This window comes from Sporosarcina cyprini (assembly GCF_022048975.1).
GTDB classification, from domain to species: Bacteria; Bacillota; Bacilli; order Bacillales_A; family Planococcaceae; genus Sporosarcina; species Sporosarcina cyprini.
In genome coordinates this window covers 49,113-65,273 of sequence record NZ_JAKMHX010000014.1, presented here as the reverse complement: position 1 = coordinate 65,273, position 16,161 = coordinate 49,113, and the positions used below count along the sequence as shown (strand labels likewise).

Below are 16,161 nucleotides of genomic sequence, written 5' to 3'. Positions count from 1 at the left end.
AGGATGCCTTAATTTCTGCAAAGAACGCAGAAATACGGCAAATCGAACTCTTCGTTGTTCGATTGGCTCACCGCCCGCCCCCCGGAAAGCGATGCCAGAAGCGTAAATCAACTTTACTAGGAATCTAAATGTTAGTAGCGGTTGTATATTATTTTTATACGCCACAACAAATTAATATGCTTTTGTCTACGCTCTTAAAAGTGTCTTCGGACACTTTTTTTGTTTGGAGACAATACTGGTGAAGTAATGAGGGGAGTCACTTGTATTCAGTTACGTTTAGTTTCAAGCATGAAAAAAGAAGTTCGCTGGTTTATGGGACTTCTCTAATGTAATTGGGTAAAAAAGGCACATTTTCATCGGTAATTAGCTGCTTTTTGAACCTTGAGCATGGAAGTTGTCGTATAGTGGAGGAAATAGAAAACGACGGAAAGGAAAAGGAGAGAGAATCGTGAATATTAGATTAGTAGCTGTCCTTCTCATGTCGGTGCTCTTCATCGCTGCCGGCTGTTCTAAGGAAGATAAAGGAGGCGCAGTCGGGAAAGCGGATGCGAAACAAGATCCGTCATCTGCTGTCCAGGAAGATGGGAAAACAGATGATGAAGAGGAACAGGATGCAGAGGAAACTGGCGTTGAGTTGATTCAGAAGCCTGAAAATGCTGGTGATATGGAAATTGAGCTTGCCGGTGACGTTATACTGGATGGCAAACAGCTAACGGTGAAGGGGCAAACGAATCTATTGGAAGGTTCTAAGCTCTATGTAAATATGAATTGGTTGGAAGGCATTTTAATTGGCGGCAATCGGACGGCACTTGTAGAAGCGGATGGCAGCTTTTTCTACGAAACAGAGCTGCCTGAGAAGACGAAAGGTCTTATTACTGTCGAAGTGAGCTTTGAACCGCCAACTCAAAATACGGAAATCATGGATCACTACGGCGAGACAGGAGAAAAGATGACAGGCCCGTTCATCCGCCTGTATGACTGGAATGACGATGATGCAAACAGGGTGGAGTATCAGAAAGCTTCCGCACAAGTTGAATTATTCCAGGATGACGGTGAAAAGGTGGAAGCGTCTATTGCTCCGCCAGTTTGGAAAAAGCCCGATGACTATGGTTCCACCGAGATTCGGATCGAGCCGGCCAGCGTGAAGAAAGATGAACGCTATATTTATATTGATGGTGTCAGCAACTTGTTGGAAGGTACACGTCTGCGTGGAAGAGCAATGCTGCCTGGTTATATCACGTCGGCCTTCATTTCTGAGACGGATGTGAACCCGGACGGTTCTTTCCGGATCGTGTTTGAAAACCCGGAAACTGACTCCCGAATAAAGAATCTGGATGAATATGAAATTACAATCGAAACGAATATAGGAAATACATCATTTTCCACTCCGCTTGAAACCTATGGAGAGCATGGGGAGAATATGACCGGAAGCCTGATCGAATCCGAGGGGGATGAGAAAGTGGCGCAGGTTCGGATAAAAGAAAAGGCGGAATAAGAAAAAGTGCATGGCTCCCTTAGCGGATGCCATGCACTTTTATTATGCTCAAGACTGTTGGGTTTAGTAATATTAGGAAAGCCGGTTTTTGAAATCCTCGTAACCAAACTGTTTAATAACTTTGATACCATCTTTGACAGTATTCAAGACGATGGATGGCAGGTTAATGCCGTTGAACGTATTATTCTTTACCATCGTATAATGAGCCATGTCGCCAAAGACAAGTTTGTCTCCCGGCTTCAAAGGTTCATCAAAGGAATAGTCTCCAATCACATCGCCTGCGAGGCAAGTTGGCCCGCCAAGTCGGTATGTGTGCACCTTTTCATTCGGTTTGCCGGCACCGGCTATTTCAGGACGGTATGGCATTTCTAGCACATCCGGCATATGCGTGGAAGCAGATGTGTCCAAAATAGCGATTGGCATGCCATTATCAAGTGTATCCAAGACAGTCGAGACGAGGAAGCCGGTATTCAATGCTACCGCTTCTCCCGGCTCCAAGTACACTTGCACACCATATTTCTCTTTGACGTAATTAATTGTGCGAATCAAACGATCGACGTCATAATCCGGTCTCGTAATATGATGGCCGCCACCGAAGTTTAGCCACTTGAGCCCTTTCAAATATTCGCCGAATTTTTCTTCGACGACTTTGACAGTGCGTTCCAGTGTGTCGGAGTTTTGTTCACACATTGTATGGAAATGCAGTCCGTCAATTCCTTCGAGCTGGTCTTCCTTGAAGTGTTGCTTTGTTACACCGAAACGGGAGTAGGCAAAGCAAGGATTGTACATATCCACTTCAATTTCAGAGTACTCCGGATTGATGCGGATGCCACATTCAACTTTCTTTGGATTCTCTTGCACCCGGTCTTTGAATTTCTCCCATTGGCGGAATGAATTAAAGACGATGTGATCCGAGTAGTGTAAGATTTGATCGAAATCCGCGTCCGAGAAAGCTGGAGCATACGTGTGAACCTCTTTCCCCATTTCCTCATAGCCAAGTCTTGCTTCGAGAACGCCGCTAGACGTTACACCATCCAAATACTGGCCGATGAGCGGATAGACTGAGAACATCGAGAAGCCTTTTTGCGCAAGCAGTATTTTACAGCCTGTCTCATCGATGACGCGCTTCATCACTTCCAGATTTCTAATTAACAAAGCCTCATCCACAACATAGGAAGGGGAGGGAACGTCAGCAGGGTTGAAATTTAATTTCATTGCGTCATATCCTCCAATCAGTCGATTAGTACCGGGTTGAAATCTTCCTGCCATGGAAGGCCGTATTCGTTCAACGCTTCCATGAATGGATCTGGATTGAATTCTTCTACGTTATAAACGCCAGGTTTTTTCCATTCATTCTTCATTAATAACATGGCACCGATCATTGCTGGAACGCCTGTTGTATATGAAATCGCCTGTGAACCGACTTCACGGTAGCATTCTTGGTGATCGGATACGTTGTAAACATAGTACGTTTTTTCTTCTCCGTCTTTTGTTCCTTGGAAAATACATCCGATGTTCGTTTTTCCTTTTGTGCGCGGTCCAAGGGAAGCTGGATCAGGTAGCACAGCTTTTAGGAATTGAAGTGGCACGATTTCTTGTCCTTCGAATTGAATTGGCTCGATCGATGTCATGCCGACATTTTCAAGCACTTTCAAGTGTGTTAAATATTTCTCGGAGAACGTCATCCAGAAACGGATTTTCTTAATGCCTTTAATGTTCTTCGCGAGAGACTCAAGCTCTTCATGATATAGAAGGTAAACATCCTTTGGACCGATCTCTGGAAGATCATATACGCGCTTCTCGGATAGAGGCGGTGTTTCCTTAAATTCACCGTCTTCATAATAGCGTCCGTTTGCTGTAATCTCACGGATGTTGATTTCTGGATTGAAATTCGTTGCGAATGGATAACCATGGTCGCCTGCGTTAGCGTCCACGATATCAATCGTATGGATTTCATCGAAGTAATGTTTTTGTGCGTACGCAGAGAAGACGCCAGTTACGCCTGGGTCAAAGCCGCAACCAAGAATAGCAGTCAAGCCGGCTTGTTCGAACTTTTCTTTGTACGCCCATTGCCATTTGTATTCAAACTTTGCCGTATCGAGCGGCTCATAGTTTGCTGTATCAAGATAGTGGACGCCAGTTTCAAGACATGCATCCATGATCGTCAAGTCTTGGTATGGCAACGCTACGTTAATGACGATTTCCGGCTTGAATTCATTGATCAAAGCAACCAATTCTGGGACATTATCCGCATCGACTTGTGCCGTTTGGATTTTCGTCCGGCCGCCGTCCAATTTCTCTTTCAATGCATCACATTTCGACTTTGTCCGGCTCGCAATGCAAATTTCCTCAAATACATCCGGAACTTGACAACATTTATGTGCCACAACGCTCGCTACGCCACCTGCACCAATAATTAACGCTTTACCCATGTAAAAACACCCCTTTAATTAGATTGATTTGTGTTAATTGCTAACAGTAACTCCCGAAGCACTTTACATGCCACGGCAGTTGAAACACCACTTTGATCATACACTGGTGAAAGTTCATTGACGTCACAAGCGACGATATTCAGGCCGCTCGCTGTCAATATTCCATGCAATAGATCCATGAAGCTGATGCCGCCTGCTTCAGGCGTGCCAGTTCCAGGGAATACAGAAGGATCCAGTACATCCAGGTCAATCGTCAAGTAGACAGGTTTCCCTTTCAGCTGCTCAACGACTTCTTCCAGTCCGTCTAGATTGAATTTATTCGTGAAGACCCGGTCCTTGCCCCAAGCGAATTCACTGCGGTCCCCGGAGCGGATGCCGAATTGGAAGATCCGGTTATCTCCGAGTATGTCCCATACACGATGGATCACGGTTGCATGAGAGAGAGGCTCGCCTAAATAGTCTTCACGCAAATCCGCATGCGCATCGAACTGGACGACGTGCAAATCAGGGTATTGCTTCGCGACTGCGCGAACTGCTCCGAGTGTGACAAGGTGCTCGCCGCCAATCATAACAGGGATTTTCCCGTCCGTTACAATCTTGCTTGTGTATTCTTCAATCTGGCCAAGCACTTTTTCCGTATTGCCAAAAATCAATTCCAGATCGCCGCCGTCAAAGACGGAAATATCCTCAAGGTCCTTGTCCTGGTAAGGGCTGTACGTCTCAATGCCGAATGATTCACCGCGCATCGCTTTGCTGGCAAACCGGGTACCCGGACGGAACGATGTCGTCGAATCGAATGGTGCGCCGAATAGGACGAGGTCCGCTTCCTGATAGTCATTGTCACAGCCGATGAATGTTTCTATATTTTTATTCAACATCTTTTAATTGCTCCTTCACATAGTTTGGCAGCGCGAATGAGCCCACATGAATGTCCGTGTTATAATACTTCGTCTGCAAGCCAAGCGCGTTCCATGCATCTGCATCCAAGTCCTTGACCGGGTCATACTTTTTGGAAGCAAAACCGAAAAGCCAATGGCCGGAAGGGTAGGTTGGAATGTGAACTTGATATACTTTGCATACAGGAAAGAATCCGACGATCCGCTGATGGGCGCGCTGCATGCCGAGCCGGTCTTCCTCATAGAACGGGCTTTCATGCTGATTAACTAGGATGCCATCCTCTTTCAGCGCTTTATAGCAATTGCCATAAAACTCCTTTGTGAATAAACCTTCACCAGGACCGAATGGATCAGTTGAATCTACAATAATCAGATCGTACTCATCTTCTTTGTTGCGGACAAATTTCAGGCCGTCTTCAAAGTAAAGGTTGACCCGGGAATCGTCTAATTTCGATGCAGTCTGCGGCAAATATTCCTTGCATACGTCGACTACCATCTCATCGATCTCCACCATATCAATCTGTTCAAGAGATGTATATTTTGTAAGTTCACGGACTGTACCGCCGTCCCCAGCGCCGATGACGAGCACTTTTTTGATTTTCGGGTTTGTCGCCATCGCTACGTGAGTGATCATGTCGTGATAAATAAATTCATCCTTCTCGGTCACCATGACAAGTCCATCGAGAGTTAATATCCGTCCAAACTCTGGAGTCTGCAAAATATCGATTTTCTGGAATTCGCTCTTTCCGGAATAAAGGTGTTCATCGACCCGAATAGAAAAGAGTACATTTGGTGAGTGATTTTCCGTATACCATAAATTCATCGCTCCGACTCCTTTACAACGTTGATTCGCTTGACTTGGCTGTCCTCGGTTCCTGATAAGAAGCAGCCCTTTTCACGGCAGTACTCTATATAGCCGAGCACTTCCTCCGTGATGCGTTCACCTGGCGCGAGGATCGGGATGCCCGGGGGATAGCTCATGACAAATTCACTTGAAATATGTCCGGCACTTTCCGCTAACGGCATGTTGCTTTTTTCTGCATAAAACGCTTGCTGAGGTGTCAACTCGACAATCGGATTAATATATTCATGTTGGAACATTTGGCCGCTCTCTTTTCCGTATCGGCGTTTGATTTCCCCGAGAGCTGCAACGAGACGTTCAATATCACGATGCCGGTCTCCTACAGAAATATAGGCAAGTAGGTTTCCGATATCTCCAAATTCGATTTGGATGTCATACTCGTCCCGGAGAATATCGTAGATTTCAATGCCCTCCAAGCCAATTTCGCGCGTATGTACGGAGAGTTTTGTGATGTCGAAATCAAAGATCGTATCTCCGTTAAGTAATTCTTTCGAATAGGCATAGTAACCGCCGATCTGATTAATTTCTTCGCGGGTGTATTGAGCCATGCCAATTACTTTATCGAAGATTTCCTTGCCGTGCAGCGCTAGATTCTTCCTTGAGATATCCAAGGAGGAAAGGAGCAAATAGGATCCGCTCGTCGTTTGAGTCAAATTAATAATTTGGCGTGTATAGCCCTCGCTTACATCATTATTGATCAAAAGGAAGGAGCTTTGCGTAAGGGACCCGCCTGATTTGTGCATGCTGACAGCAGCCATGTCGGCTCCGACTGACATGGCTGATGCAGGAAGTTCTTCATTGAAATAAAAATGGGTGCCATGTGCCTCGTCGACAAGGACGAGCATGCCGTACTCATGTGCTAAATCCGTAATGGCTTGTAAATTGGAACAAATTCCATAATAGGTCGGATTATTAATTAAGATTGCTTTGGCGTCCGGGTTTTCTTCCATAGTTCGCCGAACGTCATCGAGAGCCATACCTAATGGAATTCCAAGTTCTTGTTGAACGCCTGGATTCACATAGACAGGTATGGCCCCGCTTAAGATGAGCGCATTAATTGCACTGCGATGCACATTGCGCGGCAAAATGATCTTTTCCCCTGCTTTGCAGGCTGTCATGACCATTGCCTGTACCGCAGATGTCGTCCCATTCACCATAAAGAAAGCATGTTTTGAACCGAAAGCTTCGGCTGCCAGCTGTTCCGCTTCCCGAATGACGGATACGGGATGAATGAGATTGTCGAGTGGTTTCATGGAATTGACATCCACACTCAGGCATTGCTCACCAAGGAAAGCCGCCAATTCTTCATTTCCTCGTCCCCGTTTGTGGCCAGGGACATCAAAAGGAACGACGCGCATCGCTTTATATTTTGTTAACGCTTCGGCAATGGGTGCATTATGTTGAGAAAGCTGTGTCATTTTTGTCCCACCCCTTCACTCATCATATATATTTGTTCCACTGAAGATTTCAATCATTTCTCTGCGCAGATTGTTCGTAATCTGGAGACGTTCCTTTGGAGGAATTTCATATACGTCCCGATTGAACAAGTAGTTTTGCAGTTCGATTTCTTTGATCAGCAGCTTTGTATGAAAAATGTTGGATTGATACACATTCACATCAATCGCGTCATATTTTTGCAACGTCTCTTTATCAATGTAATCTTGTATCGAGGTCATTTTGTGATCGATGAAAAATTTCTTGCCATATTCATTCCGTGTAAACCCTCGAACTCTGTAATCAGTCGTGATGATATCTGAATCAAAACTGCCGATTAAGTAGTCAAGTGCTGTCAGCGGAGATATCTCGCCACAAGTGGACACTTCAATGTCGACACGGAATGTCGCAATTGAATTATCCGGATGATATTCCGGATACGTATGCACCGTCAAATGGCTTTTATCAAGATGGCCAACGACCGAATCACGTGTTGCGATGATATCGGCGTGTCCTTGATTGCATGATTTATCAATTAACCCGACTGGCATGGACTCCTCTGAAATGAGGATCGTTACGCTGGCTCCTTGTGGATCATAATCCTGTTTACTGATATTCAACACATGGGCGCCGATTATGTCTGTGACATTGCGCAAAATATTGGTCAGCCGTTCAGAATTATACTGTTCATCAATATAGGCGATATAATCTTTCTGCTCTCGCTCACTTTTTGCATAGCTCACATCATAGATGTTGAAGCTAAGTGTTTTGGTGAGGTTGTTAAAGCCGTATAACGTCAGCTTATTTTCCAACCCTAACATCACGCCTCTCTATTATAGATCACTGCTACATTTCATAATTGAGGACCCTCGTGTTCCAGAGGGTCCCGAACGATAAATTATGAAATTTATTTAATTATAAAGGATATTTTTACCTAGTCAATACCGTTTCAAAAATTGTCAGTTGTTAATAATTACCCATTAGGAAAAGGTCCGTGCTTATAAATAGGATACCTTTATTTTTTTGTGAATAAACATATTCTCTGCAAGGAAAACCAAAAGGGAATTATATAGAAGGAAAGACTTTGCAAAGGATCATTTTCGAGCTTTTCTCGATATATAAACAGTAAAAGAATCAAAGAAAGCAAAGGCGATTCTCCACTCATCGTATGCATCCCCAGCATGAGATATTTTTGTATAAACTCCTAAGCATTTCAGCTATACAGGCTGAAGTGCTTTTTGCATGTATAAAAACCGGGTCACTCAGGAAATACCTAACTATGCATTCGATAAAAGAGTCGAAAATGAATTCCTCCTTATAGTTTCCTTGAAATTCCCAGAGTACGTAATACGAGAAACAATTAGAGTGTGATTTCGATATTTTACAACTATATGTTTATTTTACAAATTTCAAGGGCAATACTAGGTGGAAATAAAAGCCGGTTCGTTAAACGGCTGCTCATCCCGACTCGATATGACAGCTGGCAAACGGCGCCATAAGGGAGTTCGATTCATTTAGAAATGAATCAGGGAGTGTAAAAAAGGAGGATTTTTATGAATCTGAAAAGGTTAATAATGAATGCGATTGCATGCGTGGCAATTATTTCAGCAGCTGCCACTGCAGAAGCGGCAGAGGTACAGGATGACTTTGTGCCATTAGGTACTGAAGAGTCAAGTACAAGTAACTTTCCAATACCAATTTATGATGGACTGCTGCCTGACTTTGCATTGTTTTTCCCGTCGTATGTGGTAGACACAGGTCCGGAAACTTACACTGTCTTGCAAGGAGACAATTTATACCGCATTGCCTTGAATCACAACATCTCATTAAATGATTTGATCAGTATGAACAATTTGACAAGCGATGTGATTCACCCGGGAGAAGAACTGATCATCGATAGCAGCAATATGGATGACGATACACCTGAGAAAGCTGTAACGAACAAGCCTAAGTCAGTTGCCGCTTCATTTTCTCCATCAAATTCTCCATCAACTAGTGGACAGGCAGCCAAAGCAAAATCGGCAGCCGTTACTTCAGCGGGGAGTGAGCCAGCAGGCGGAGGAACAGAATTGATCGTGACCGCAACGGCGTATACAGCGTATTGCACGGGCTGTTCCGGAACGACGGCCTACGGTATCGATTTGCGGTCCAATCCAGACCAAAAAGTTATCGCGGTGGATCCAAGTATTATTCCACTGGGGACAAAAGTTTGGGTAGAAGGGTATGGAGAAGCAATTGCCGGGGATACAGGCGGAGCAATCAAAGGCCATAAAATTGATGTATTTATTCCATCTTATGAGAATGCGATGGAGTGGGGCGTCAAAAAGGTCAAAGTCAAAGTATTGAATTAAATAATAAGCGGCTGATGAAAAAAACTCTCATCAGCCGCATTTTTTATCTAGGCGCATAGCCTTTTCTTTGACGTTCTACCTGTTTTTTCTCTTTCATGATTTTCCTGACGACCGGGTAGACAACGGGTGCCCATTTGATGGCGGTCTTTATTAGTTTTCCGATTTTCATTTTAACCGCTCCTTTGGTACTATTTATATTACTTTTCCCCATGCAAGCGAAAAGTAAACCGGCGAGAGGTAAAGCATGCCCGTACTAAAGGTAAGTGGTATACTGAAAAGTAATTCCAAGTACAAACTACATAGAAATAGAGGGTGTCGTACGGATGGACAAATTGGATAAAAAGTTGCACGACTATTTGGTGGAACAAAGCAATGCCATTTCGGATCAATGGCTGGCATTGAGAGAAACACAAGCAGGCTCAATTTATTCCGCTAAGGCGGGAGAAGCAGCCGAAACGTTATTGCGAAAACAAAACCGTTTAACCAATTTGACGGTGGCAAGCAAGTTGCTGGCTGAGCCAGAGCAATTTGAGCAGAAAAAGGAAGAATGGGCGAGTGAGGTAGCGGAAAGTAGGGCAAGCACAAACACCCCCATTTACGAAGTGATGGATGCATTGAGGAAAGTGAAGATCATTTATTGGCGATTTGTTGAGCAATTCATTGATTTGCATTCAGAGGAAATGAAGCCTCAGCACGCACTCAAATGGTGCGCGTTAATCAATGAGGCTTTTGATGAATTAATCACTCGTTTTGCTGAGATCTATTATCGCCTTGTCAATAACCGTCTGTCTGCTCAGGAATTATTGATCGTCGAACTGAGTGCTCCTGTCATTCCAATCACTCCGACAATCGGTGTTCTTCCATTGATTGGAGAAATTGATGCGACGCGTGCGCAAGCATTATTTGATGTTGTGCCTCAACGATGCGCGGAGACAGGCGTTGCCCATCTGTTCATTGATTTGTCTGGCGTCACAACAATTGACACGCTTGTTGCGCAGCAAATACACCAGATCACGCAAGTGTTGAGATTGCTCGGTATCCAATCGACCATTTCAGGAATGCGCCCGGAAATTGTACAGACGGCCATCCAATTAGGACTCGATTTTTCAGATGTCCAAACGTTCGGGACCTTGCAATTAGGATTAAAAAAAGTATTGCAAAGCCAGTCAGGAAAACTGCTGACAGAAACAGAATCAGAAACATTGGTACTTGAAAAGTGAGCCGCTTCATAAAGTAGAAAGGGACAGGTGGAAATCTATTTCACTTGTTCTTTTTTTGTAGTTCTTTTCATCCAAGGGGTATCCAATACTAAGGAATTATGATATACTAATAAAAAGATAATTCGGATATTTCGAAAAGAAAAAGAGGTTGAGGGGAATGGGAAAAGAGAGAGCCCTGTTTGTTACGGTATTAGCTATCGCTTGTCTATTCGTGCTTGTCGGATATAATAACCAGACGAAAATTAGGATTGCGCCAAAAGACATGATTAGCGTGGCGCACAGAGGAGCTTCAGCGTATGCGCCTGAAAACACAAGAGCCGCTTTTCAAAAAGGGGTTGATCTGCAGGCCGATTATTTGGAGTGTGATGTTCACCTCTCAAAGGACGATGAATTGATCGTCATGCATGACGACAAAGTTGACCGCACAACGGACGGTAAGGGGTATGTCCGGGATCTGACACTGGCTGAGCTGAGAACGCTAAATGCGGGGAAGTTATTCGGGGAAGACTTTGCTGGAGAGCCAATCATGACATTGAAAGAACTGGTCGATGAGTTTTACAGTGAAGTTGGACTGGTTATTGAAATCAAGAATCCGGACACCTATCCTGGAATTGAAGAAAAAGTAGCACAGGTACTTGAGCGGTATGAAGATTTAAGCGGAATTATTATTCAATCCTTTGATGTGGAATCAATGAAAAAAATACATAGCCTTCTTCCTGACGTAGAAATCGCAATACTGATTCGCCCTACCGATTCATTCATGTCCCAGCAGAGAATTGAGGAATATACTGCTTTTGCCAACTATATTAATTTCAATGTATCCTTTACAAACAAACGGATGGTCGATCTCGTGCATGAGCATGGTGGAAAAGTGCTCGTCTGGTCGAAAAAGGACCGCCGCTTAATCTGGAAGGCCCAAAAATACGGGGTTGACGGAATCATCTCCGATTTCTCTGAAAAACCGGAGGAGATGTATTTAGCTAAGGAATGAAGTGACATGGGAAACCGGTAATAGCTACACACGAGCTAGAATTACTAATTGACTGGAAATGAAATTTGGATCCATTAAGAACATACTAATAACTATAAGGAAAAATAAAGCAGGAGGTGTATTATAGAATGTTGATATTCCTGATGCCTATTCTTGCGCTCATCATTTTTGGTCTGCTGTTTGATTGGAGACGTAAAAGAAATAGTAACATTCATCGGGAAAACATAGATGCAAAACCAGAAGTAAGTTCAAATTACACAATGGAAGGCGACCGAAATTCCCCGCAGGGATATTTGTGAACGGTTATGGATTTTCGTTTGCATAAACAAACATAGCGATTGTAAAGCAGTAATAGTAAATCTAGATCAAGAAATTGAGGAAGTGAAAGGACGCACAGTCGAAAAACTGTGCGTTCAGACTGTAAACAACCTCCAGGAACTTCGGAGGTTGAGTACAGTCTTCTTTCGTTTACAATGAAAGAACTAGTAGGAAAGTTGATTTGCGCTACGACTGGACGCTTTCCGCGGGCACTTATGCTCCAAACGCTTTGCTTTAAGGAAATCAAAGAGTCCACAACAGATCCTGAAAGTGGGTACTTCCGAACTTGGCTTTTGGTTTTATAAATTTGAAACAGTTGTCCAGTTGGACATGGAGAACGCGCTGGCTATGAAGGCTGTAATGATATACCTGTCTAAAGGATCTCCAGTTGATTGGAGTGCAGGGCGGCGACTCCTGGGGAATCAGCGCAGCGTGAAGACCCCGCAGGAGCGAAGCGACGAGGAGGCTGAGGGCAAGCCCCCGGAAAGCGTCCGCCAGGAACGGAAATCAACGTTATTTCAGTCGACTAACAGTTAAAATACATGTGTTAAAGCAAAAGGGATGAAAATCATTGATTTCCATCCCTTTTGTCTACAGCCTGGACGCACAGTCGAAAAACTGTGCGTTTTTACTTGCTCTTTTTATGGTGATTTCATTCGCTATCTGCATTATGTTATCGGTTTTCTCGCGCTCAGCCGAACTTGTAATTGTTTGTGTTTTATTGCCAAGAACGAGAAAAATGTCGAAATTTGCGATTTGGTGATTGTCATGTATGGATAGATAGGTATATTATAGAAATAATGAGAGGGTCTTTAGTCATTATACATCCTGCTTGCTATCATCCAGACTCTCTGATTCAAAAGGAGGAGAAAAGTATGGATACAAACAAATCGACATGGTCAAAAGCATTGAAGACAGTAGCTGTCTGTGCAATCTCGCTGACCGCGATCAGTGCATATTCACCTGTACATGCTGCTGAAAAAGAGGCTGCAGCTGTCACGCAAAAACAAACAGCATTCAAAGATGTGGCAAAAGGATACTGGGCGACAGATTCCATTGAATGGGCTGCTTCCACAGGTTTGATCAAAGGGTTTCCGGATGGAACTTTCAAACCGAATGATGTGTTGACAGAAGAGCAATTCACGACAATGCTTACCCGTTTTTATGAAGAGCTGGGGAAAGAGGTTGAATCCAGTACAGCAGATTCGAAATGGGCCAACCAAAAATACGAAGGATTGGCTCACTACAAAATTCCACTGCTTGGATATGATGATGTCAATTTCAGAAAGAATCCTGTTAACCGTGGGTTAATTGCTCAAGTTTTCGCCTACTTGCAAAATAACTCCAGTGATTTGGAAGACGCGGTTACCTACTTATTTGATAAAGGCATTACCAATGGAAGCAATCCGACTGGGAAGACGCCTGTTGAGAAGTTCGGCGCTACCGATCAATTGACACGCGCTCATGCTGTCGCTTTCTTCAAACGGATTGCCGATAGCGGAAAAGTATCCGTCAATCCAGAAGTGGTTGCGGATAAAGTGGAAATAGAGGCAGCTGATGCAATAGAAAGTCTTCGTTTGGCAAAAGAGGAAGCCTTGCTTAAAGTGGACCCAATTGCCATTCCTGACAAACAGGAATTAAAAGCGCAAAAGCAGCAATTAATTGAGAAGAAAAAAGAAGTAGCGAAAGAGCTTGGCGTGAAAATGGGAGATATCGGTAAAGCGATTGGAGAAGCAAAACGTGCTGGCGATTATGATAAAGTACAACAATTGATTCTTGAAAAGAAAGCGGTCATCCAAGATAAAAAGGATCAAAACAAAGAATTTGGCAAGCAAATTTCAGAGCTGGAGAAATCAAAAAACGAAACTAACGGTAAGGCGGATGGGACAAACAAAGAGTCCGGCAAACAGTCGTCCGATCTTGGTCAATCCATCGGGGAAGCAAAGCGTAATGGCGATTATGGCAAGGCGCAGGAATTGATTGATGCCAAAAAAGATTTAATCCAAGAAAAGCAACAACAAAATAAAGAATACGGCAAGCAAATGTCCGAGATCGGACAATCCATTGGAGAAGCAAAACGCAATGGTGATGAAGCGAAAGCACAAGAATTGATCAATACGAAAAAGGATTTAGTGCAAGAAAAGCAGCAACAGAACAAAGAGTATGGAAAACAAATGTCAGAGTACGGAAAATCGATTGGCGAAGCAAAGCGCGCTCAATACGGTAAAGGGAACTGACAGTAAACAGAGGAGCCTTCGCGAAAGCGGAGGTTTTTTTGTTATGTTTTTGAAGTTTTTTCACAAATATGCCAAGATGAAAAGAAGATGTGAAAGGAGTGGAGTGGGCATGCAAAAAAAAGTCCATGTATTATTCGTTTGCCTTGGCAACATTTGCCGTTCCCCGATGGCGGAAGCTGTGTTTCGGCATATGGTGATGGAAGAGGGGTTGGATGGCGCTATTTCAGTTGATTCGGCAGCGACAAGTAGCTGGCATATTGGAGAACCGCCTCACAAAGGAACGGTTGCTAAGTTGAAGGAGTATGGCATTTCTACTGAAGGGATGGCGGGACGGCAAGTCAGCCGTACTGATTTTGACCAATTTGACTACATCATCGGAATGGACACTAGCAACATCCGGAACGTGCGGGATCTTCTTGGGCAACCGGATCACCCGAAGATTTTCCGCCTGCTTGACTTAACTGAACGCAGCATGGATGTACCAGATCCGTATTTTACAGGAGATTTTCAAGAGACATATGATTTGGTGATAGAGGGGTGCCGGATTTTATTGGATAAAATCAGGATGGAGCATTCGATTTAAGGAAGCATCGCCGACAAGGGGGGAGCAAGTGAAAAGAGTAGCACTTGAGTTTTTCGGTTTGATCGTATTCATCATTTTGTTGGTTTTTACGTCAAAAGTTTTAGTCTCACCCAAAAGCGAGGCAGAAACAATCGTTCATCAGTATATCGAGAATATAAGAGCGGGAAACTGGAACGAATATGTGGAGCTCTTCCATTATGATGCTGAAGTGAAAGAGGATTTGCTGTCATTCCTGCTTGACGAAGAAAAACAAGCCGAGAAGGAAGGGATCCATACGATTCAGGACATAAAGCTTGTGAGCATGGAAGCAACAAGTGACCCGGAGTTTAGTTCAAAGGGTGACGAAGTGTATGATGTGCTATTGGATATGAAAGTGCATAAGCCTTCTGAGTTTTATGAGAATGGGGTGTCCCGCCATATTTTTGTGTTTAACAGGACGGGCGAAGGGTTGCAATTAGAAACCGTGTATTACAAAGGATTAGCTCAAGAGTAGTAGGGAGAGATTGCCGTTTATCGCAATCTCTTTTATTATGCCCAAAAGTAATAGAGCTATAGTATACTGAACACGAATGGAGGAGATTGACAATGATAACAAGTGATTTACAGGCGATTTGCCCAACGTTAGGGAGAAGAGGGGCAGAGCGGAATGCACATACACATTTTATATGAAGACAATCATCTGCTAGTCGTGGAGAAGCCAGTAAATGTGCCTGTGCAAGAGGATGCAAGTGGAGACCCCGATTTGTTATCCCTGCTTAAAGATGATATCAAAAGACGCTACCAAAAACCGGGCAATGTGTTTCTTGGGCTCGTACATCGTCTGGATCGGCCGGTTGGCGGTGTGATGGTATTCGCCAAGACGTCAAAAGCGGCCTCTCGTCTGGCTGATGTTTTACGAAAAGGGGACATGGGAAGAGAGTACTTGGCAGTTGTTCATGGACAACCCCGCAAGCGGGAAGCGACGCTGGAACATTTCCTATGGAAAGATACGAAGAAGAATAAGGTTTATGTGACAAATTCCAAGCGGGAAGGGGCCAAGCGGGCGATTCTTTCTTATGAAGTGTTAGATCATGCGCGGAATCATAGTTTAGTTGCGGTGACACTTCAAACGGGGAGATCGCATCAAATCCGGGTGCAATTAGCGGAAAGCGGAACACCATTGTATGGAGATCAAAAATACGGAGAGAAGCACAACCGGCCAGGTGAGCAGCTTGCCTTGTGGGCACATCGACTGGAATTCCCGCATCCGACTACAAAGGAATGGCTCTCGTTTGAGTCCATGCCTCCGAATGTCCATCCTTGGAATGCGCTTCAGAAGGAAACAAGCATGTATGCGAGATAA

The 16,161-nt window shown here is 44.0% G+C and carries 15 protein-coding genes; 8 read left to right on the top strand and 7 right to left on the bottom strand.

What is annotated here, in order from left to right; translation table 11 throughout:
* Positions 1-448 precede the first annotated feature (448 nt).
* The gene (locus L7D49_RS03485) at positions 449-1,495 is read left to right on the top strand and encodes a hypothetical protein (RefSeq protein WP_238079429.1); all 1,047 of its coding nucleotides are present in this window, start codon (positions 449-451) and stop codon (positions 1,493-1,495) included.
* Positions 1,496-1,567: 72 nt separating this feature from the next.
* On the opposite strand, the gene nspC is transcribed toward L7D49_RS03485, so the two are convergent.
* The 6 genes from nspC to speD are packed head-to-tail and all read right to left on the bottom strand — an operon-like array spanning position 1,568 to position 7,940.
* Positions 1,568-2,710, bottom strand: coding sequence for a carboxynorspermidine decarboxylase (nspC, locus tag L7D49_RS03480; RefSeq protein WP_238079428.1), 1,143 nt, complete (start codon positions 2,708-2,710; stop codon positions 1,568-1,570).
* Between the two features lie 17 nt (positions 2,711-2,727).
* A complete protein-coding gene (locus L7D49_RS03475) occupies positions 2,728-3,927 on the bottom strand; it encodes a saccharopine dehydrogenase family protein (RefSeq protein ID WP_238079427.1) in 1,200 nt (399 codons plus the stop codon).
* A gap of 14 nt (positions 3,928-3,941) precedes the next feature.
* Positions 3,942-4,805 carry an agmatinase gene (gene speB / locus L7D49_RS03470; RefSeq protein ID WP_238079426.1) on the bottom strand — a complete coding sequence of 288 codons (864 nt, stop codon included), beginning with the start codon at positions 4,803-4,805 and terminating at the stop codon, positions 3,942-3,944.
* On the bottom strand, positions 4,795-5,646 hold the full coding sequence (gene speE, locus L7D49_RS03465; RefSeq protein ID WP_238079425.1) for a polyamine aminopropyltransferase: 852 nt from the start codon (positions 5,644-5,646) through the stop codon (positions 4,795-4,797). The genes speB and speE overlap by 11 nt, the downstream gene beginning before the upstream one ends.
* On the bottom strand, positions 5,643-7,103 hold the full coding sequence (locus tag L7D49_RS03460) for an aminotransferase class I/II-fold pyridoxal phosphate-dependent enzyme (protein ID WP_238079424.1): 1,461 nt from the start codon (positions 7,101-7,103) through the stop codon (positions 5,643-5,645). Before L7D49_RS03460 ends, speE begins: the two co-directional genes overlap by 4 nt.
* A 15-nt stretch (positions 7,104-7,118) precedes the next feature.
* Complete coding sequence (gene speD, locus L7D49_RS03455) at positions 7,119-7,940, bottom strand: adenosylmethionine decarboxylase (RefSeq protein ID WP_238079423.1); 822 nt, start codon at positions 7,938-7,940, stop codon at positions 7,119-7,121.
* Between the two features lie 732 nt (positions 7,941-8,672).
* Between speD and L7D49_RS03450 the strand changes: the two genes are divergently transcribed.
* Complete coding sequence (locus L7D49_RS03450; RefSeq protein ID WP_238079422.1) at positions 8,673-9,470, top strand: 3D domain-containing protein; 798 nt, start codon at positions 8,673-8,675, stop codon at positions 9,468-9,470.
* A 43-nt stretch (positions 9,471-9,513) separates the two neighbouring features.
* On the opposite strand, the gene L7D49_RS03445 is transcribed toward L7D49_RS03450, so the two are convergent.
* Positions 9,514-9,639, bottom strand: coding sequence for a hypothetical protein (locus tag L7D49_RS03445; RefSeq protein ID WP_238079421.1), 126 nt, complete (start codon positions 9,637-9,639; stop codon positions 9,514-9,516).
* Between the two features lie 154 nt (positions 9,640-9,793).
* Between L7D49_RS03445 and L7D49_RS03440 the strand changes: the two genes are divergently transcribed.
* The 6 genes from L7D49_RS03440 (at position 9,794) to L7D49_RS03415 (ending at position 16,161) form a co-directional block, all read left to right on the top strand.
* Positions 9,794-10,690 carry an STAS domain-containing protein gene (locus tag L7D49_RS03440; protein ID WP_238079420.1) on the top strand — a complete coding sequence of 299 codons (897 nt, stop codon included), beginning with the start codon at positions 9,794-9,796 and terminating at the stop codon, positions 10,688-10,690.
* Between the two features lie 157 nt (positions 10,691-10,847).
* A complete protein-coding gene (locus L7D49_RS03435; RefSeq protein ID WP_238079419.1) occupies positions 10,848-11,681 on the top strand; it encodes a glycerophosphodiester phosphodiesterase in 834 nt (277 codons plus the stop codon).
* Between the two features lie 1,193 nt (positions 11,682-12,874).
* A complete protein-coding gene (locus tag L7D49_RS03430; protein WP_238079418.1) occupies positions 12,875-14,236 on the top strand; it encodes an S-layer homology domain-containing protein in 1,362 nt (453 codons plus the stop codon).
* Positions 14,237-14,345: 109 nt separating this feature from the next.
* The gene (locus L7D49_RS03425) at positions 14,346-14,819 is read left to right on the top strand and encodes a low molecular weight protein-tyrosine-phosphatase (protein ID WP_238079417.1); all 474 of its coding nucleotides are present in this window, start codon (positions 14,346-14,348) and stop codon (positions 14,817-14,819) included.
* A 28-nt stretch (positions 14,820-14,847) separates the two neighbouring features.
* A complete protein-coding gene (locus L7D49_RS03420) occupies positions 14,848-15,312 on the top strand; it encodes a hypothetical protein (RefSeq protein WP_238079416.1) in 465 nt (154 codons plus the stop codon).
* Positions 15,313-15,465: 153 nt separating this feature from the next.
* On the top strand, positions 15,466-16,161 hold the full coding sequence (locus tag L7D49_RS03415) for an RluA family pseudouridine synthase (RefSeq protein WP_238079415.1): 696 nt from the start codon (positions 15,466-15,468) through the stop codon (positions 16,159-16,161).

What these genes read in the sequence shown, in the direction of transcription:
- speB (WP_238079426.1), bottom strand. Translation starts at nt 4,805, where the DNA reads ATGTTGAATAAAAATATAGAAACATTCATCGGCTGTGACAATGACTAT.
- L7D49_RS03475 (WP_238079427.1), bottom strand. Translation starts at nt 3,927, where the DNA reads ATGGGTAAAGCGTTAATTATTGGTGCAGGTGGCGTAGCGAGCGTTGTG.
- L7D49_RS03430 (WP_238079418.1), top strand. Translation starts at nt 12,875, where the DNA reads ATGGATACAAACAAATCGACATGGTCAAAAGCATTGAAGACAGTAGCT.
- speE (WP_238079425.1), bottom strand. Translation starts at nt 5,646, where the DNA reads ATGAATTTATGGTATACGGAAAATCACTCACCAAATGTACTCTTTTCT.
- nspC (WP_238079428.1), bottom strand. Translation starts at nt 2,710, where the DNA reads ATGAAATTAAATTTCAACCCTGCTGACGTTCCCTCCCCTTCCTATGTT.
- speD (WP_238079423.1), bottom strand. Translation starts at nt 7,940, where the DNA reads ATGTTAGGGTTGGAAAATAAGCTGACGTTATACGGCTTTAACAACCTC.
- L7D49_RS03460 (WP_238079424.1), bottom strand. Translation starts at nt 7,103, where the DNA reads ATGACACAGCTTTCTCAACATAATGCACCCATTGCCGAAGCGTTAACA.
- L7D49_RS03445 (WP_238079421.1), bottom strand. Translation starts at nt 9,639, where the DNA reads ATGAAAATCGGAAAACTAATAAAGACCGCCATCAAATGGGCACCCGTT.
- L7D49_RS03435 (WP_238079419.1), top strand. Translation starts at nt 10,848, where the DNA reads ATGGGAAAAGAGAGAGCCCTGTTTGTTACGGTATTAGCTATCGCTTGT.
- L7D49_RS03415 (WP_238079415.1), top strand. Translation starts at nt 15,466, where the DNA reads ATGCACATACACATTTTATATGAAGACAATCATCTGCTAGTCGTGGAG.
- L7D49_RS03450 (WP_238079422.1), top strand. Translation starts at nt 8,673, where the DNA reads ATGAATCTGAAAAGGTTAATAATGAATGCGATTGCATGCGTGGCAATT.
- L7D49_RS03425 (WP_238079417.1), top strand. Translation starts at nt 14,346, where the DNA reads ATGCAAAAAAAAGTCCATGTATTATTCGTTTGCCTTGGCAACATTTGC.
- L7D49_RS03440 (WP_238079420.1), top strand. Translation starts at nt 9,794, where the DNA reads ATGGACAAATTGGATAAAAAGTTGCACGACTATTTGGTGGAACAAAGC.